The 16,932-nt window shown below is 66.3% G+C and carries 15 protein-coding genes; 9 read left to right on the top strand and 6 right to left on the bottom strand.

Annotation, left to right across the window (positions count from 1 at the left end; genetic code table 11):
* Nucleotides 1-18 precede the first annotated feature (18 nt).
* The gene (locus tag AC3EC3_RS08950) at nucleotides 19-1,146 is read right to left on the bottom strand and encodes a serine hydrolase (RefSeq protein WP_488489286.1); all 1,128 of its coding nucleotides are present in this window, start codon (nucleotides 1,144-1,146) and stop codon (nucleotides 19-21) included.
* 77 nt (nucleotides 1,147-1,223) lie between these two features.
* On the opposite strand from AC3EC3_RS08950, the gene AC3EC3_RS08945 reads away from it, so the two are divergent.
* Nucleotides 1,224-1,580 carry a hypothetical protein gene (locus tag AC3EC3_RS08945; protein ID WP_488489285.1) on the top strand — a complete coding sequence of 119 codons (357 nt, stop codon included), beginning with the start codon at nucleotides 1,224-1,226 and terminating at the stop codon, nucleotides 1,578-1,580.
* A 3-nt stretch (nucleotides 1,581-1,583) separates the two neighbouring features.
* Here AC3EC3_RS08945 and mnmA read toward each other — a convergent pair whose 3' ends face one another.
* The gene (gene mnmA / locus AC3EC3_RS08940) at nucleotides 1,584-2,765 is read right to left on the bottom strand and encodes a tRNA 2-thiouridine(34) synthase MnmA (protein ID WP_488489284.1); all 1,182 of its coding nucleotides are present in this window, start codon (nucleotides 2,763-2,765) and stop codon (nucleotides 1,584-1,586) included.
* 241 nt (nucleotides 2,766-3,006) lie between these two features.
* Between mnmA and AC3EC3_RS08935 the strand changes: the two genes are divergently transcribed.
* From AC3EC3_RS08935 to AC3EC3_RS08910, 6 genes are all read left to right on the top strand, one after another.
* Nucleotides 3,007-3,327: a hypothetical protein gene (locus tag AC3EC3_RS08935; protein WP_488489283.1), complete on the top strand. Its 321-nt coding sequence runs from the start codon at nucleotides 3,007-3,009 to the stop codon at nucleotides 3,325-3,327.
* 2 nt (nucleotides 3,328-3,329) lie between these two features.
* Entirely contained in the window at nucleotides 3,330-3,629 is a 300-nt protein-coding gene (gene sciP / locus AC3EC3_RS08930) for a CtrA inhibitor SciP (protein ID WP_260926188.1), read from the top strand.
* 337 nt (nucleotides 3,630-3,966) lie between these two features.
* Nucleotides 3,967-5,181 carry an efflux RND transporter periplasmic adaptor subunit gene (locus AC3EC3_RS08925; protein ID WP_488489282.1) on the top strand — a complete coding sequence of 405 codons (1,215 nt, stop codon included), beginning with the start codon at nucleotides 3,967-3,969 and terminating at the stop codon, nucleotides 5,179-5,181.
* Nucleotides 5,182-5,208: 27 nt separating this feature from the next.
* Nucleotides 5,209-8,640: an efflux RND transporter permease subunit gene (locus AC3EC3_RS08920; protein ID WP_488489281.1), complete on the top strand. Its 3,432-nt coding sequence runs from the start codon at nucleotides 5,209-5,211 to the stop codon at nucleotides 8,638-8,640.
* A 106-nt stretch (nucleotides 8,641-8,746) separates the two neighbouring features.
* Nucleotides 8,747-9,955, top strand: a complete 1,209-nt coding sequence (locus AC3EC3_RS08915) for a DUF445 domain-containing protein (RefSeq protein WP_488489829.1) — start codon at nucleotides 8,747-8,749, stop codon at nucleotides 9,953-9,955.
* Nucleotides 9,956-9,981: 26 nt separating this feature from the next.
* On the top strand, nucleotides 9,982-10,521 hold the full coding sequence (locus AC3EC3_RS08910; protein ID WP_488489280.1) for a GNAT family N-acetyltransferase: 540 nt from the start codon (nucleotides 9,982-9,984) through the stop codon (nucleotides 10,519-10,521).
* On the opposite strand, the gene AC3EC3_RS08905 is transcribed toward AC3EC3_RS08910, so the two are convergent.
* The 4 genes from AC3EC3_RS08905 to sucC form a co-directional block, all read right to left on the bottom strand.
* Nucleotides 10,486-11,322, bottom strand: a complete 837-nt coding sequence (locus AC3EC3_RS08905; protein ID WP_488489279.1) for an energy transducer TonB — start codon at nucleotides 11,320-11,322, stop codon at nucleotides 10,486-10,488. The two genes, AC3EC3_RS08910 and AC3EC3_RS08905, sit on opposite strands and share 36 nt — an antisense overlap.
* A 277-nt stretch (nucleotides 11,323-11,599) precedes the next feature.
* Complete coding sequence (locus AC3EC3_RS08900) at nucleotides 11,600-12,529, bottom strand: electron transfer flavoprotein subunit alpha/FixB family protein (RefSeq protein ID WP_488489278.1); 930 nt, start codon at nucleotides 12,527-12,529, stop codon at nucleotides 11,600-11,602.
* 29 nt (nucleotides 12,530-12,558) lie between these two features.
* Nucleotides 12,559-13,305 (bottom strand): electron transfer flavoprotein subunit beta/FixA family protein, encoded by a 747-nt coding sequence (locus AC3EC3_RS08895; protein ID WP_488489277.1) that lies wholly within the window; start codon nucleotides 13,303-13,305, stop codon nucleotides 12,559-12,561.
* A 235-nt stretch (nucleotides 13,306-13,540) separates the two neighbouring features.
* Complete coding sequence (sucC, locus tag AC3EC3_RS08890; RefSeq protein ID WP_488489276.1) at nucleotides 13,541-14,737, bottom strand: ADP-forming succinate--CoA ligase subunit beta; 1,197 nt, start codon at nucleotides 14,735-14,737, stop codon at nucleotides 13,541-13,543.
* Between the two features lie 238 nt (nucleotides 14,738-14,975).
* On the opposite strand from sucC, the gene AC3EC3_RS08885 reads away from it, so the two are divergent.
* Nucleotides 14,976-15,782, top strand: a complete 807-nt coding sequence (locus AC3EC3_RS08885; protein ID WP_488489275.1) for a 3'(2'),5'-bisphosphate nucleotidase CysQ — start codon at nucleotides 14,976-14,978, stop codon at nucleotides 15,780-15,782.
* A 120-nt stretch (nucleotides 15,783-15,902) separates the two neighbouring features.
* The gene (locus AC3EC3_RS08880) at nucleotides 15,903-16,841 is read left to right on the top strand and encodes a CE1 family esterase (RefSeq protein ID WP_488489274.1); all 939 of its coding nucleotides are present in this window, start codon (nucleotides 15,903-15,905) and stop codon (nucleotides 16,839-16,841) included.
* Nucleotides 16,842-16,932 lie beyond the last annotated feature (91 nt).

Here is a 16,932-nt window from a genome sequence, read left to right as displayed (position 1 = left end):
GAATTTTCAAACCGACTCTCAGTTCGACGGGAACAGGGCGATCAGGTCGCCCAGCCGGTCGTGCAGGGCCTGCGTCTTGTCCGGTCCGGTTTCGCCGAGGCGCACGACGGTGAGCAGCTGGTCGGGCGAGCCGATCACGTACTGGCCATATTCGCCCACGCAGCCGAACAGGTTCTTCGAGACCTTGCCGGGGAACAGCGGCGAGGAGCCGTCGCTTCCGGCCTGGTTGAGCCACACACCCGCGCCATAGCCCGGATTGGCGGGCGAGGGCTGAAGCATGAACTCCACCCAGCGGCGCGGCAGCACTTGTGCGCCCTGTACGGAGCCGGTGTGGCGCAGGAATTCGGCGAGGTTCGCCCAGTCGCGCGCGGTGGCGTGGATCATCCCGGCGCCAACCATCGTTCCTGCGCGGTCGTAGCCGACTACTGTGGAGCCCATGCCGATCGGGTCGAGCACGCGAGTGCGCAAATAGTCGTTCACGGCGTGGCGGCGACTGTCGGGATCGGGGTGCTCGGCCAGCACGCGCGCGGCCAGATCGGCGAGAATCACCGATGTTGCGGAGGAAGGCTTGAAGCGTTTGCCGACCGGCGCGACCAGCGGCTGTGCTTCGGCATAGGCGGCCATGTCGTCGCGCCCTTCAAGGAACAGCATGCGGAAGCGGTCGGAATGCCGCTCGGGCACCGCGGTTTCGGAATGGCGCAGGCCCGAGCGCATCTGGAGCAACTGGCGCAGCGTGATCTCGCCGCGCGGATCGCCGGTGCGCTGCCAGTCGGGTATCGGGGGCGATTCGTCGGCGCGCAGGCGACCGTCGCTGATCAGCTGGCCGATTATCAGCGCTGTGACGCACTGCCCGGCAGACCAGCCGGGCAGGCGGGTCTTCGCATCGATGCCGCCCGCATAGCGCTCGGCGATCACTTCGCCGCGCTTCATAACCACCAGCGCATCGGTGTGGCCGACGGCGCCATCATCGAACAGCGCGTCGATCGCCCGGCCAAGCGCGGCGTGCGGCGCGCCGCCGTTGCCCTTGAGCGCGGCTTCGGCCTCGGCGCTGGGCGGCGGCGGCCCGGCATCGCCACTCTGTCCACAGGCGGCAAGGCTTGGCAGCAGGGCAAGGCAAAGGATAAGGGGAGGGCGGCGCACCGGCATGACGCGAGGTGTGATGTGCGAGGTGCGCTCAGATGGCAACAGGCGAGACTTACCGGACCGGGGATAGCCCGCCGACCATGGCGCTTCCTCCCCGTCGCCAGCCCTCAAGATGGAAACGCAACACGGCGATCCTGCTGGTGCTGGCGCTGGTCTTCGCCTTCCTGTTCGCGCGCGGCTCGCTGCGTGACGATGCCATGGCGGCAACGGCCTTCGGCGCGCGCACCGGCTGCGTGTGCCGCTATGTCTCGGGCCGCGAGCTGTCGGACTGCAAGGGCGATCTCAAGGCCGCGAACCTTGGCCCGGTGGCCGCGTTCGTGTGGCTTTCCGCCGATGATGGCGCCTCCAGCGTGACGGCGCGGGTGCCGTTTCTGGCTTCACAACGCGCGACCTTCGCGCCGGATCGCGGCTGCCAGCTGGAGGCTTGGGAAGAGTAGCGGTTAAAGCTCGACCGCCTCGGTCGAATCGATCCAGCCGCCGCCGACCACGCGCTCACCCGCATAGAGCACGGCGGCCTGTCCCGGTGCGACGCCGTATTCCGGCTCGGCAAAGCGGATCGTCGTGGCTGCGCCGTCGCCCAGTGGCCCGTCGAGCGTGATCGGCACCGGGCGCGCCATCGAGCGAACCTTGGCAGTCAGCGCGACACCTTCGGGCAGCGGACCGATGCGGTTGGTCTCGACGATGCGCGCGGCGGCAACGCCCAGCAGGCGACGCGGGCCGACCAGCACGCGGCGAGTCGCGGCCTCGATCCCGGTGACATAGAGCGGCTCTGCCTGCCCGCCCACTTCCAGACCGCGACGCTGGCCGACGGTGTAGTGGATGATGCCGCGATGGGTGCCCAGCACCTCGCCGCTCTGCGCATGGACGATCTCGCCCGGCGCATCGCCTTCGGGACGGACAGAGCGCACGATCTTGGCATAGTCGCCATCGGGCACGAAGCAGATGTCCTGGCTGTCGGGCTTGTCGGCATTGCGCAGGCCAGCCGCTGCCGCAAGGCGGCGCGTCTCGGTCTTGGGCAGGCCGCCCAGGGGAAAGCGCAGGAAATCGAGCTGCGCTTCGGTGGTGCCGTAGAGGAAATAGCTCTGGTCGCGCGCGGGATCGACGGCGCGGTGCAGTTCCGAGCCTGCCGGGCCGATCTCGCGGCGCACATAGTGGCCGGTGGCGAGGCAGTCGGCGCCCAGATCGCGCGCCATCGCCAGCAGGTCGGTGAATTTCGGGCCCATGTTGCAGCGGATGCAGGGGATCGGGGTGCGCCCGTTGAGGTAATCGTCGGCGAATCGCTCGACCACCTCCTCGCGAAAGCTGCTTTCGTGATCGAAGACATAGTGGGCGATGCCGAGCCGGTCGGCCACGGCGCGGGCATCGCGGATATCGTCGCCTGCGCAGCACGCGCCCTTGCGACCGGTCGCTGCGCCGTAGTCGTAGAGCTGGAGCGTGATGCCGATCGTCTCGGCTCCGGTGGCGGCGGCCATCACCGCGACGACCGAACTGTCGACGCCGCCCGACATCGCCACGACGATGCGGCGTGCGCTGAGCGGCCCCTCCAGCTGGAACAGCGAGGCGGGGTCGATACCGTCGAGCAGGGCGGCGGCGGTGAAATCGGGCGTCTGGGTCGTGGTCATGGCAATAGGTGTCCTTGTGCGCCCCATACAGCCTTGCCGGGCCTTTTCCTACCTCCGCTCTGTTAAGGGGCATCCCTGAGGTCATGTGCGGAGGAGCAGGCCCATGAAATTACATGGTTAATGTAGAATCGTCGGACCCCCTGCCACTCACCGCAAAGAGGGGGCAACTTGTCGAATGGCCGGAAAACTTATTGCGGGTCTTTACCTCCTCTTGAGGAAGCGGGGCGTAAAGGCAGTGATCATGAAGATCGCCTTTGACCATGAGGCCCGACACAAGGGCCATCCGGCGGACGCGATGACGCCGGAAGCCGGGCCTTTCGAATGGATTGGCCTGCGTGCCCGGTTGTTCGTCCCGCACGAGATCCGGACCGTTCTGAACGTGCATCAGGCGCGCGCACTGGCGCGTCTGCAGGGCAGCTTCGAGCCGCATGCCGCTCATGCGATCTCTGCTTATGGTGAAGACTCAATGTCCGTTAACCTAAATGCTTCAAGCAATGGCAAGTCCGGGGTATCCACAAGTGACCTAGGCGCCGTCCCCCCCATGTCCGGCGCACGAGGGTAAAGATGATTGAGAACCAGAAGATCCGTCCCGCGCAGGTGATCGGCCCCCTGGGGGAGCCGCTGACGATCGACAGCCTGCCGCCGGCCGATACCACCCGCTGGGTGGTCCGTCGCAAGGCGGAAGTTGTGGCAGCCGTCAACGGCGGGCTGCTGACCATCGACGAAGTGTGCGAACGCTATCAACTGACGCTGGAGGAGTTCGCCTCGTGGCAGCGCGCGGTCGATCGTTCCGGGATGCCGGGGCTGCGCGTTACGCGTATCCAGCACTACCGCGATCTCTACGAGCGCCAGCAGAAGTTCTGATCGCATTGGCCGCGCCTGCTCCGGCAGGGTGATGCCATGAGTCGAAAGGCCCGCCATCCGTGCGGGCCTTTCGCGTTTTTGCGCCCGTATCGGCGGCCCTACCCCGTTAAAATTCGTACACTTCGCGGCTTTCGACGAACGACATTCGTCGATGCCGGTCGGGCCTGCGACGGACGCGCGTTGCCTCGCTGCCGCGCGCGGTTTATGTCTCTGCGTTGAAATAAAGGGCGAAGCGGGGGATGCGTGCGGCGGTTCGCGCGCGAGGCTCGCCCTTGTGCTGCGTCCGTTTGCCCGAACCCTGTTTGGATGAATGCGATGCGGCTCATGGCGGTGGCACATGAACTACGACGGCAAGATCGCGACGACGGGGGACTTTGTGGCGGCAGATCAGCTGCAGGACGAATCGGACGTGCCAATGCACCGGCCACGCTCGCAGCGCTGGTGGTGGATCGGCGCTGCCGTTCTGGTGGTGCTCGTAGGCGGGGGGCTGTGGGCGATGATGCACCACGCCGCGACTCCGGCTGCAGGCGCCGCGAATGCGGCACAGACGCCGGTCGTCTCGGTGGTGGAGCCGGGGCGCACGTCCGTCGCCGGAGCCATTCAGGCGACCGGTTCGCTGGGCGCGCGCCGTGAAATGCCGGTGGGATCGGTGGGCGAGGGTGGACAGGTCCGCGCCGTGCTCGTCGATGCCGGAGACTGGGTGAAGCAGGGGCAGGTGCTGGCGGTCATCGACCGTTCGGTGCAGAGCCAGCAGGTCGCCAGCCAGTCCGCCCAGGTACAGGTGGCGCAGGCCGACGCGCGAATCGCCCAGTCCAATCTCGACCGTGCCCTGAAGCTCGTGGATCGCGGTTTCATCTCCAAGGCCGACGTCGATCAGCTGACGGCGACTCGCGATGCCGCGTCTGCGCGCGTGAAGGTCGCCTCGGCCACGCTGGGCCAGTTGCAGGCGCAGACCGCGCGCCTCAACATCGTCGCCCCCGCCGCAGGGCTGGTGCTGCGCCGTCAGGTGGAGCCGGGTCAGGTGGTTTCGGGCGGCTCGGGCGTGCTGTTCTCGATCGCCAAGGACGGCCAGCTGGAAATGCTCGCCAATCTCGACGAGGCCGATCTTGCCAAGGTGGCGGTAGGCGTGCCTGCGGACGTGACGCCTGCGGGCGCTCCGCGCAGCTATCATGGCGAGGTCTGGCAGGTCTCGCCGGTGATCGACCCGAACAGCCGGCAGGGGCAGGCGCGAATCGCGCTGACCTATCAGCCGGGCCTGCGTCCGGGCGGTTTCGCGACGGCGGTGATCAACGGCGGCAACCTTTCCGCGCCCTTGTTGCCCGAAAGCGCGATCCAGAACGATGACAAGGGCTCGTTCGTCTATATCGTCGACGGGCAGGACAAGGTGCAGCGCCGGGCGATCCGCACCGGGCTCGTCACCGCGCAGGGCATCACCATCACGCAAGGGCTGAACGGCACCGAGAAGGTGGTGCTGCGCGCGGGCGGGTTCCTCAATCCGGGGGATAAGGTACGCCCCAAATCGGTGCGCGAAGATACGCGCCCCGGCGCCTGATCCGATCTAAGACAGGAAAGCGACGCCATGGGTCTGCGCAACATCTCCGCCTGGTCGATCCGCAATCCGATCGTCCCCATCGTCCTGTTCCTGGGCCTGATGATCGCCGGCGTCATCGCGTTCAACCGGATGGACGTGAACAACATGCCGGACATCTCGTTTCCGGGCGTGGTGGTCGTCGTCTCGCAGCCGGGCGCCGCGCCGACCGAGATCGAGACGCAGATCACCCAGAAGGTCGAAGGCGCGGCCCGTTCGATCAGTGGCGTGGAGGAAATCGAATCGACCGCCTCGGAAGGCGTGTCCCAAACCTTCGTGCGCTTTGCCATCGGCACCGATCCCGACGTTGCGACCAATCAGGTCAAGAACGCGGTCGATCAGGTTCGCGGCAGCCTGCCCGACGGGATTCTCGAACCGCAGGTGACGAAAGTGGAGGCGGGCGGCAACGGCAGCCTAGCGATCTACGCGGTCAGCGCCGATGACATGACGATGGAGCAGCTCAGCTGGTTCATCGACGATACGATCTCGCGCCGCCTGCTGGCGATCGAGGGCATGGCCGCCGTCACCCGCAGCGGCGGTGTGGACCGCGAGATCCGCGTCGTCGTCGACCCTGAGCGCATGGCCGCGCTGGGCGTCACCGCGCAGGACGTCAATGCCGTGCTGCGCTCGGTCAATACGGACGCTGCGGGCGGGCAGGCGGAAATCGCCGGATCGCGCCAGTCGGTGCGCGTGCTCGGCAATGCCCATAGCGCCTATGACCTTTCGCAGCTGCGGATCAACGTGGGCGGTGGTCGCTCGGTGCGGCTTGCCGACATTGCCCGCGTCTACGACGGCTATTCCGAGCGAACCCGCATCGCCCGCGTCCATGGGCGCGAAGTGGTGACCTTCGGGTTCGAGCGCGCGATCGGCGCGTCCGACGTGTCGGTCTACGATGCGGCGGAAAAGCAGCTGGCCGAAATCCGCAAGGAAAATCCCGGCATCCACATCACCCAGCTGTTCTCGCAGGTCCAGTACACCAAGGGGCAGTACGACAGTTCGATGGAAGCGCTGGTCGAAGGTGCGGCGCTGGCGATCGTGATCGTGTTCCTGTTCCTGCGCGACTGGCGCGCGACGGTGATCTCGGCCATCGCCATCCCGCTTTCGGCAATCCCCACGTTCTGGTTCATGGAACTGATGGGCTTTACGCTCAACTTCCTCTCGCTGCTGGCGCTCAGCCTCGTTGCGGGCGTGCTGGTGGACGATGCCATCGTCGAGATCGAGAACATCGTGCGCCACATGCGCATGGGTAAGAGCGCCTATCAGGCCTCGATCGACGCGGCGGACGAGATCGGCCTCGCCGTGGTCGCCACCACTTTCTCGATCGTCGCGGTGTTCCTGCCGGTCGGCCTGATGCCGGGTATCTCGGGCCAGTTCTTCAAGGCCTTCGGACTGACCGTGGTGGTCGCCGTGCTGATGAGCCTTGCCGTCGCCCGCATGATCACGCCGATGGTCGCGGCCTATTTCCTGAAGTCCCATGGCCATGCCGAACATGGCGGCGGACGGGTGATGACGCTCTATGCGCGCCTGCTCGAATGGACGCTCGACACGCGCGCCTCGCGCCGGATGAAGGCTGCGCTGACGAAAGTGCGCGGGCGGGCGCCCTATCTGGCCGCGGCCTTCGTGTTCGGCCTGCTCGGCTGGGCAGGCATGGTCATGGGCTCGATGCAGGCGGCGCAGAAAGTCGCGGCGGCGGGCGGCGATGCCCCGGCGCTGGGCGTGGGGACGCTTGTCATCGGCCTGCTGGTCGGCGGGGTTGCGGGTTTCCTGGTCGGCCTGCTGCTGACCGTGCTCGTGGGCGCGCTGCTGGCAAAGATCGCGGGTACGCACGAGGGCTGGCGCGGCTGGTCGCGCTATCAGACGGGGCGCATCGGCGCGCGCCTGCTCGATCATCGCATCTGGATGTTCGGCATCAGTGCGCTTGCGCTGGCGATTACCGTGGCGATGTTCGTCGTCCTGCCGCAGCAGTTCCAGCCGAACACCAACAACGACACCAGCCAGGTCAGCATCCAGATGGTGCCCGGCACCACGATCGAGCAGACCGACAAGGTGGCGACGCGCGTTGCCGCGCTGCTGGACAAGCAGCCCGAAGTGTTGCGTGCGATGTCCGCCTCGAAGGAAGGCAACGCCTCGATCTACGTTGCGCTCAAGCCTGCGAGCGAGCGCAAGGCGACGAGCACCGATTTCGAGCGGCGGATGACCCCGCAGCTTCAGGACATTCCCGACGCACGGGTGACGTTCGAGAGCCAGTCGGGCGGATCGGGCAGCGGGCGTGACATCTCGGTGATGCTCTCGGGCAGCGATCCCGCGCTGCTCCAGAAGACCGCGCAGACGCTGGCGCAGCAGATGGCGGGCATCAAGGGCGTGGTCGCGCCGCGTATCGCCGCCGACTTGCAACGCCCCGAACTGGTGATCGTGCCCCGGCTCGATCTGGCCGCGCAACTGGGCGTCACCACCGCCTCGCTCAGCCAGACGATCCGTATCGCGACCATGGGCGAGATCGACCAGAATGCGGCCAAGTTCTCGCTCTCCGACCGGCAGGTGCCGATTCGCGTGATCATGCCGCGCGCGGCGCGCCGCGACCTGTCCTCTATCGAGAACCTGCCGGTGCCCACCGCGCTGGGCGGTTCGGTGCCCCTGAGCCGTGTCGCCGAGTTCCGCTTCGGCGCCGGGCCGACCGAGATCGAGCGCTACAACCAATCGCGCCGCATCTTCGTGGGCGCCGATCTCGGGCAGGGCATGGTCAAGGGCCCGATCATGGAGAAGATCCAGAACCTGCCGATCATGAAGGCGCTTCCCGCCGGCGTGTCGAACGCGCCCATCGGCGAGGACAAGTGGCAGAACGAGATGATCCAGAACTTCATCATCGCGGTGGTCAGCGGTATCCTGCTGGTCTTCGCGGTGCTGGTGCTGCTCTACGGTCGCTTCGTCTCGCCGCTGGTGAACATGAGCTCGCTGTTGCTGGCCCCGCTGGGCGGCCTGCTGGCGCTGGCCATCGCCGGGGAGCCGGTGTCGATGCCGGTCTATATCGGCATCCTCATGCTGCTCGGCATCGTCGCCAAGAACTCGATCCTGCTGATCGATTTCGCGATCGAGGAAATGGCGAGCGGCGTCTCCAAGCATGTCGCCATCGTCGATGCCGGGCGCAAGCGCGCGCAGCCGATCGTCATGACCACCGTGGCGATGACGGCGGGCATGGTGCCCACCGCGCTCTCGCTCAGCGGCGATGGCGCCTGGCGCGCGCCGATGGGCGTGACGGTGATCGGTGGCCTGATCCTCTCCACCTTGCTGACATTGCTCATCGTGCCCGCAGCCTTTAGCCTGGCCGACGGTTTCGAGAAGCGGGTCGGCCCCAAGCTGCGTCGCAGGCTGCTCACCTTCGAGCCGCATCACGCGGGGCATCAGGGCGCGCTTCCCGCCGAATGAGCAGCAAGGCACGAGGAGCGAGTATTTGCCGCAAGACGCGGGCCTGAACGAGGCAAGACTGAAACGGGGTACACAGATCGAGGCGTTCCCTGATCGGGCACGGCGCATGCGGATCGTGGCGACATGCCTGCTGGTGGTGATGGCAGTGGCTTTCGTGCTGCTGCGCAAGTTCGGCGGCACGGCGCCCGGTTGGGGCTATGCCATTGCATTCACCGAAGCGGCGATGGTCGGCGGTCTGGCGGACTGGTTCGCGGTGACGGCGCTGTTCCGCCGCCCGCTGGGTCTGCCGATCCCGCACACCGCGATCATCCCGACCAACAAGGACCGCATCGCCGATTCGATGGCGCGGTTCCTGCGCGAGAATTTCCTCACCCCCCAGGTTGTCGCGCGGCGCATGACCGGTTTCAACCTCGCGAACGCGGCGGGCGAGTTCCTCACCGCACCGCGCGGCGGAGCCTCGGGGCGCATCCATACCGGCGCGGGCAACCTGCTGGCCGATGTGCTCGAATCGCTCGATACCGAGCGGCTGGGGCTGCAGGTGCGTGCAGGCCTTGCGCACCAGCTGGAGAAGGTCGAGGTGGCACCCCTCATGGGCCAGATGCTCGGCGCCGCGATTGCCGACGGACGGCACCTGCCGCTGATCGAAAGCGCCGTCCGCTGGGCCGGGCATACGCTGGAGGCCAACGAGGATCTCGTGCGCGAGATGATCCGCGAGCGCGCCAGCGGCCTCCTGCGCTGGACCGGGCTCGACGGGAGGATCGCCAATTCGGTGCTCGACGGGCTCTACAAGCTGATGGCCGAGATGATCGTCCAGCGCGACCATCCGCTCAAGGTCAAGCTGGAGGCGATGCTGGGCGAACTGGCGGAAAAGCTCCAGCACGACCCAGAGACACGCGCCAAAGTGGAGAACGCCAAGCGCGAGATGCTGGCGAACCCGGCGCTGGGGGCGTGGTGGCAGGCCTTGTGGGACCGGCTGCGCCTGCGTCTGATCGCGGCCGCACGCGATCCCGAGGCGGCGCTGGGCCATCACTTTTCCGGCATGCTGGGTGAGGTCGGACAGGCGCTGCGCAGCGATCCGCGCCTGCAACGCCAGATCAACCGCTTCGCCCGCCGCACGCTCGTCGGCGTGACCGCGCGCTATGGCGGCGAGATCGTCCGGCTGGTGTCCGAGACGGTGAAGCGCTGGGATGCCGTGACCGTCACCACCCGGATCGAGCGCGCGGTGGGGCGCGACTTGCAGTTCATCCGCATCAACGGCACGCTGGTCGGCGGCCTGTTCGGCCTTGTGATCCACACGCTGGAGAGGTTCCTCTGACCCGTCCTGACCCTTGGCCCGAGCCGGTGCTGCGTACCGTCCGCTTCGATCTGTACCGCCCGCAGCCCGGCGATCTCGACGGACTGGTGGAGCTTGTCGCGCATCCCGAGACGCAGCGTTTCCTCGGGCTGGTCGCGCCCGATCGCAAGGGGCAGGCCGAGCGACTGATGCGAAATGCCGGAAGCTGGGCGCTCTACGGCTATGGCACCTTCATGGTACGCGCGCGGGACGGGGACGAGATCGTCGCGGGCTGCGGCGTGTTCCATACCTTCCGGGGCTTCGCCGGGATGGACGATGTGCCTGAGGCCGGCTGGATCGTGCGCCACGATCATTGGGGCAGGGGCGTCGCCGGAGAGGTCATGGCCGCCGTAATGGACTGGTTCGACGCCACGCATGGCTCCCACCGAATCACCTGCATGATCGAGCAGGGCAATGTGGCCTCGGATCGCGTCGCCACGCGCCTCGGCTTCACCCGCTGCGGCGAGCACAGGCTCGACGACGGCTGCCTGCTGTGGCTCTACGAGCGGACCTTACAGGGAATAGATGATGGTCGTCGTATAATATGACGCTACGGGTTTGCCTGAGGCATCGAGCGCCGGGGCGAAGCGGGCCAGGTCAAGGATGTCGTGACAGGCCGCAACATCGAATTTGGGATCGTTGTAGCTGCGCAGGATCGTGCAGTCGCTCGCTTTGCCGTCCGGATCGATCAGAACCCTGAAGTTCACGCGACCCTGTTTCCCGCGCTCGTTCATTGCGCTGGGATACCTGATCTTCGTGGCGATCTGGCGAAGGTTCGTCATGTGGACGTCGCGGGACAGATGCGCCTGCACGGCGGGATCGAGACCCCAGCTTTCGACCAGTCCATCCGTACACTGGCTCATGGCTTCGAAGGGTTTGGCCATTGGGCCGGTCTTCAGCGTTACTGCATGATTGCGCCAGCGCAGGGTTATTGCGGTGACTTTGGGCAGGGCTTCCGGGGCGAGGATCAGAGGCCCGTCGCTGTCATCTTCGCTGCCCTTGAGCGTCTGGTGCATCTGCACGCTGGCCAGAAATCCGGCGATGGGCTGGCCGGACGGAGTATTCGATGATGCGGGCATGACCGATGTTACGGGGCTGATCGCATCGGTTCCTGTCCATTCCAGCGAAAACGTATCGCCGGCACGAACGGACTGAAAAACATCGCCGTTGATCGACAGCTCGAAGCCGTCGCCGGGCGAATAGCGCGTCAGACTCATGACCACGTCCGGAGTCCTGCCGCCAAAGCCGCGCCGCAGCGCGCATCCGCTGTCGGTGGCGTCGAGGTTCCATGGCGTGCTGGCCGCCATTGTCACGGGAGCAGGGGCTGCCAGTGCCGCTTCGGGAAGCATCAGGCAGGGTAGCAAAGCGGCTGCTGGCATGAGCGCGCCAGGCATCCTGAAAGCGGTCGAAAGCGCAATCGCTGATTTCACGTGAAACATCCCCCGCGCCGGTCGCTCCCCCCTGGAACGACTGGCCGGCTGCAAGACTATGCCGGAGCCTAAAAAGAACAACCCCCGAAGCGAGGCGCTTCGGGGGTTGCGTTCGAATCAGCTCTAAGTTTTTGTTTGCCGCATTTTCCGAGTCATCAGGCGTTGCCGCCTGATTAGAAAATGCTTCAGCTTGCTGTCACAGTTTGCCGGTGAGGTCCGGCACGGCGTCGAACAAATCGGCGACGAGGCCGATGTCGGCGACCTGGAAGATCGGGGCGTCCTCGTCCTTGTTGATGGCGATGATCGTGCCCGAATCCTTCATGCCCGCCAGATGCTGGATCGCGCCGGAGATGCCTATGGCGATGTAGACGTCGGGCGCGACGATCTTGCCGGTCTGGCCGACCTGATAGTCGTTGGGGACATAGCCCGCATCGACCGCCGCACGGCTGGCGCCGACCGCTGCGCCCAGCTTGTCGGCCAGCGGCATGATGATCTGCTCGAAGGTAGCCTCGTCCTTCAGCGCGCGGCCGCCCGAGACGATCACCTTGGCGCTCGTCAGTTCGGGGCGCTCCAGCTCGGCGATTTCGGCGCCGACGAAGCTGGAGAGGCCTGCATCGTTCGCGCCCGAGACGTCCTCGATCGCGGCGGAACCGCCGGTCGCCTCGGCCTTGTCGAAGGCGGTGGCACGCACGGTGACGACCAGCTTGGCATCGCTCGATTCGACCGTGGCGATGGCATTGCCCGCATAGATCGGACGGGTGAAGGTCTTCTCGCCCTCGACCGAGAGGATGTCCGAGACCTGCATCACGTCGAGCAGCGCGGCAACGCGCGGCGCAAGGTTCTTGCCGGTGGTGGTGGCGGGCGCCAGGAACGCGTCGTGGTGCCCCATCAGGTCCACCACCAGCGGTGCGAGGTTTTCCGGCAGGGCGTGGGCATAGGCCGCATCGTCCGCCAGATGGACCTTGGCGACCCCGGCGATCTGCGCGGCGGCCTCGGCCACGGCGCGGCAGCCGGCGCCTGCGACCAGCAGGTGGACCTCACCCAGCTTCGCAGCGGCGGTGACGGTGGAGAGCGTCGCGTCCTTGACGGAAGCGTTGTCGTGTTCGACCCAGACGAGCGTCTTCATAATCTCAGATCCTTTTCCGAGCCGCGCCCTCAGGCGACGCCCAGTTCCTTGAGCTTGGCGACGAGCGCATCGACACTGTCGACCTTGATGCCGGCAGCGCGCACCGGCGGCTCGGCGACCTTCAGGGTCTTGAGGCGCGGGGCGATGTCGATGCCGAAGTCGGCGGGCGTCTTGGTGTCGAGCGGCTTCTTCTTCGCCTTCATGATGTTGGGCAGCGAAGCATAGCGCGGCTCGTTCAGGCGAAGGTCGGTGGTGACGATGGCGGGCAGGGCCAGCTTCACCGTCTCCAGACCGCCATCGACTTCGCGGGTGACGGCGACATGATCGCCCTCGATCACGACCTTGCTGGCGAAGGTGCCCTGCGGACGCCCGGAGAGCGCGGCGAGCATCTGGCCGGTCTGGTTCGCGTCGTCATCGATCGCCTGCTTGCCGAGGATCACGAGGCCGGGAGCCTCTTCATCCATGACGACCTTGAGGATCTTGGCGACGGCGAGCGGTTCGACCGTCTCTTCGGTCTCGATCAGGATCGCGCGGTCGGCACCCATGGCCAGCGCATCGCGCAGCACGGTGGAGGCCTTGGCCGGGCCGATCGAGACCACGACGATCTCCTCGGCACCGCCCGCTTCCTTGATGCGGATGGCTTCCTCGACGGCGATCTCGTCGAACGGGTTCATGCTCATCTTGACGTTGGCCAGGTCGACACCTGTACCATCCGCCTTGACGCGCGGCTTCACGTTGTAGTCGATCACCCGCTTCACGGGCACGAGGATCTTCATCGGGATCTGTCCTCTCTCGGCGTGGGACGGTTGTTTAACCGTGCAATTAACATGCTTTTGACGCCCTATCGCCCAGCTTTACGTATACGTCAAGTCCGGTCCGGCAAGCGGCCCGGAAGCATACGATGAGATGGGGAAAGGGCGCGGCAAAAGCGGACACCTGCCGCAGATACGCAAACGGCGGAGGTCTGCAAACCCCCGCCGCCCGCAATCTTTTATTTTGGAGGTGTTAGGCTCAGGCGGCCTTGACCTCGGCAACGATCTTCTTGGCGGCATCGCCCAGGTCGTTCGCGGGAACGATCGGCAGGCCCGAGTTGGCGAGGATGTCCTTGCCTTCCTGAACGTTGGTGCCTTCCAGACGGACAACGAGGGGAACCGAGAGATTCACTTCCTTGGCCGCCGCGACGATGCCCGCCGCGATGATGTCGCACTTCATGATGCCGCCGAAGATGTTCACCAGGATGCCCTTCACGGCGGGATCCGAGAGAATGATCTTGAACGCAGCCGTCACCTTCTCGGTGGTGGCGCCGCCGCCCACGTCGAGGAAGTTGGCGGGGAACATGCCGTTCAGCTTGATGATGTCCATCGTCGCCATGGCAAGGCCGGCGCCGTTGACCATGCAGCCGATGTCACCGTCGAGCTTGATGTAGGCGAGGTCGTACTTCGACGCTTCGATCTCGGCGGGGTCTTCCTCGCTCTCGTCGCGCAGCTCGGCGATGTCCTTGTGGCGGAACATCGCGTTCGAGTCGAAACCGACCTTGGCGTCGAGCACCAGCAGGTTGCCCTGCTCGGTCAGCGCGAGCGGGTTGATCTCGATCTGCGCGGCGTCGGTGTCGAGGAACGCGGCATAGAGCGACGAGGCGACCTTGGCGGCCTGCTTGGCCTGCTCGCCGGTCAGGGCGAGGGCGGCAGCGACGGCGCGGCCATGGTGCGGCTGGAAACCGGTGGCCGGATCGACGGCGAAAGTGTGGATCTTCTCGGGCGTCGAGTGCGCGACTTCCTCGATGTCCATGCCGCCTTCGGTCGACACGACGAACGCGACGCGGCCGGTGGCGCGGTCGACGAGCAGGGCCAGGTAGAATTCCTTGGCGATGTCGGCACCGTCGGTGATGTAGAGGCGGTTCACCTGCTTGCCCGCTTCACCGGTCTGGATGGTGACGAGCGTGTTGCCGAGCATGTCGGCGGCGTGGGCGCGAACCTCGTCGAGGTTGAAGGCCAGGCGGACACCGCCCTTGGCTTCGGGAGCGAGTTCCTTGAACTTGCCCTTGCCGCGGCCACCGGCGTGGATCTGCGACTTCACGACATAGAGCGGCCCGGGGAGCTTCTTGGCGGCCTCGACCGCTTCCTCGACCGTGAACGCTGCGTGACCGGCCGCGATCGGTGCGCCGTACTTCGCGAGCAGTTCTTTCGCCTGATATTCGTGGATGTTCATCGCTGGATCGCCTTCCTTCTGAAGTTCGACTCTACCAAAATGTTATCGGACGGGAGGCGCCCGGGTCGGTGACGATGCTCCCGCGCGGGTGCATGGTGCGCCCGTCTTGGCTGCCGCATAAGCACATCGCGGCGCGCTTGAAAAGTCCCGCTTCCTGCGCAAATCGGGAGTCGGGCATGATTTCGGCCCGATTGTTTTGATATGAAGACGCAATATCAATAATGAACGGAAAAACGCGATGATCGACCGTCAGCGATTGGATGCCATCGTGCGCGAGGCCGGAAGAATCGCGCTTGGCGCCTGGCCGGGCGACGGTCATGCGCTCGAAGCCTGGGAAAAGACGCCGGGCAGTCCGGTGTGCAGCGCCGACCTTGCGGTGGATGCGTTTCTCAAGCGCGAACTGACGCAATTGCTGCCTTCTGCGGGCTGGCTTTCCGAGGAAACGATCGACTCGGTGGAGCGACTCGGGAACGGCCTCGTCTGGCTGGTCGATCCGATCGACGGAACGCGCGATTTCATCGCCGGACGACCCGGCTGGTCGATCTCGGTGGCACTGGTGAGCGCGGGCCGTCCGTTGCTGGGCCATCTCTACGCCCCGGTCCGGGCCCGCGAGTTGGGGGGCGAGATGTGGGTGGCCGAGGCCGGGCACGGGGCCTTTCGCAACGGCGCCCCCTTGCGAGCCAGCACGCGTGGCGAGATCATCGGCGCGCGCTTCCCGGTGCGCGACCTGATGGCCGAAGAATCCGATCTTGTGCGGATCGAGCCCCCCAACTCGATCGCCCTGCGCATTGCCATGGTTGCGGCGGACGAGGCGGACCTGCTCGCCAGCCTGCGCTGGGGCTACGAGTGGGACATCGCCGCCGCCACGCTGATCGCGCGTGAGGCAGGTGCGACCGTCACCGATGCCTTTGGCGGCAAGCTGGACTTCAACCAGCGCGATCCGCGCGCCTTCGGCGTCCTCGCCGCCGCGCCCGCGATCCACGCCGAGGCGCTCGACAGGCTGGCCGAGCGGGCGCGGAAGCTGGCGGCGCGGGGAAGGCCGTAAGGCGCGGTGCCGGTCCTGTCATAACCCGTCCGGTCATAAACCGTTACAAAGCCCGCGATCTCTGATGCATCGCGGCGGCTATCCTCGGGCGTTACCGCAAGGAATGAGAGGAGCGCGCCCATGCGCAAGAGACCGATGCTGACTTTGCCGCTGACTCTGGCCGCGATGGCCGGTGCGGCCCTGCTGGCCGGAAGCGCATCCGCCGCCGACCCGGATGGCACGATCGAAGTCGCAGGACAGGCGCGCACCTATTCCGTCCATGTGCCGCAAGGCCCGGTGCCGTCGGGCGGCTTCCCGCTGGTGCTCGCCTTCCATGGCGGCGGAATGCAGGGGGCAGGCATGGCGCGGATGACCGGGCTGAATGCCGTGGCCGATACGCGTCGCTTCATCGTCGTCTATCCCAACGGGATCGACCGGCACTGGAATGATGGACGCTCGACCATCAAGAACCCGCAGGACGATGTGCGCTTCGTCTCGGGCCTGCTCGACCGGCTGCAACGCGATTATCGCGTCGATCCGGGCCGCGTCTATGCCACCGGTATTTCCAATGGCGCGCTGTTCGCCGAGAGGCTGGGGTGTGATCTCTCGGGCCGGATCGCCGGGATTGCGGCGGTTGCAGGTACGCTGCCTGTGGAGACCATGGCTGCCTGCCGCCCCGCAAGGCCGCTCGCCGTGCTTCAGATCGATGGCAATGCCGATCCGATCATGCCCTATGGCGGTGGCGCGGTGAAGGACTTCGGCGGCCGGGGCGAAGGTGGGCTGGTGACATCGGTGGCCGATACGGCTGCGTTCTGGGCGCGGTATAACGGTTGCGGTGCGCCCGGTGCGCCGGAGCCGCTGCCGGTGCGCGCGCCGCTCGATCCGACGCGGGTCATACGGATGCGCTACACCGCCTGCGCGGCGGGAACGCGGGTGACGGTGCTGACGGTGGAGGGCGGCGGCCACGTCTGGCCCGGCTCGACCATGCGCGCGTTCCCGAGGATCACCGGCGCACCCAGCCGCCAGATCGATGCGAGCGAGGTGATCGCGACGTTCTTCCTGTCGCTGCCGCGACGGTAAGGGGGCGTTTGATACGCTTCTCCACTTTCCTTCGTCATCCCCGCCTTTGCGGGGATGACGAAAGAGAAAGCGCAGGCTTGCCGAGATTGCG

Source organism: Novosphingobium sp. BAM6, from assembly GCF_057784955.1.
Note: the sequence above shows the minus strand (reverse complement) of the source record. Positions and strands in the feature narration are given on the sequence as shown.

Coding starts and splice junctions, on each gene's coding strand:
- AC3EC3_RS08905 (WP_488489279.1), bottom strand. CDS start 11,322: ATGCTTCCCGAAGCGGCACTGGCAGCCCCTGCTCCCGTGACAATGGCG.
- AC3EC3_RS08880 (WP_488489274.1), top strand. CDS start 15,903: ATGCGCAAGAGACCGATGCTGACTTTGCCGCTGACTCTGGCCGCGATG.
- AC3EC3_RS08950 (WP_488489286.1), bottom strand. CDS start 1,146: ATGCCGGTGCGCCGCCCTCCCCTTATCCTTTGCCTTGCCCTGCTGCCA.
- AC3EC3_RS08885 (WP_488489275.1), top strand. CDS start 14,976: ATGATCGACCGTCAGCGATTGGATGCCATCGTGCGCGAGGCCGGAAGA.
- AC3EC3_RS08920 (WP_488489281.1), top strand. CDS start 5,209: ATGGGTCTGCGCAACATCTCCGCCTGGTCGATCCGCAATCCGATCGTC.
- AC3EC3_RS08895 (WP_488489277.1), bottom strand. CDS start 13,305: ATGAAGATCCTCGTGCCCGTGAAGCGGGTGATCGACTACAACGTGAAG.
- AC3EC3_RS08915 (WP_488489829.1), top strand. CDS start 8,747: ATGCGGATCGTGGCGACATGCCTGCTGGTGGTGATGGCAGTGGCTTTC.
- AC3EC3_RS08945 (WP_488489285.1), top strand. CDS start 1,224: ATGGCGCTTCCTCCCCGTCGCCAGCCCTCAAGATGGAAACGCAACACG.
- AC3EC3_RS08900 (WP_488489278.1), bottom strand. CDS start 12,529: ATGAAGACGCTCGTCTGGGTCGAACACGACAACGCTTCCGTCAAGGAC.
- AC3EC3_RS08925 (WP_488489282.1), top strand. CDS start 3,967: ATGAACTACGACGGCAAGATCGCGACGACGGGGGACTTTGTGGCGGCA.
- sciP (WP_260926188.1), top strand. CDS start 3,330: ATGATTGAGAACCAGAAGATCCGTCCCGCGCAGGTGATCGGCCCCCTG.
- mnmA (WP_488489284.1), bottom strand. CDS start 2,765: ATGACCACGACCCAGACGCCCGATTTCACCGCCGCCGCCCTGCTCGAC.
- sucC (WP_488489276.1), bottom strand. CDS start 14,737: ATGAACATCCACGAATATCAGGCGAAAGAACTGCTCGCGAAGTACGGC.
- AC3EC3_RS08935 (WP_488489283.1), top strand. CDS start 3,007: ATGAAGATCGCCTTTGACCATGAGGCCCGACACAAGGGCCATCCGGCG.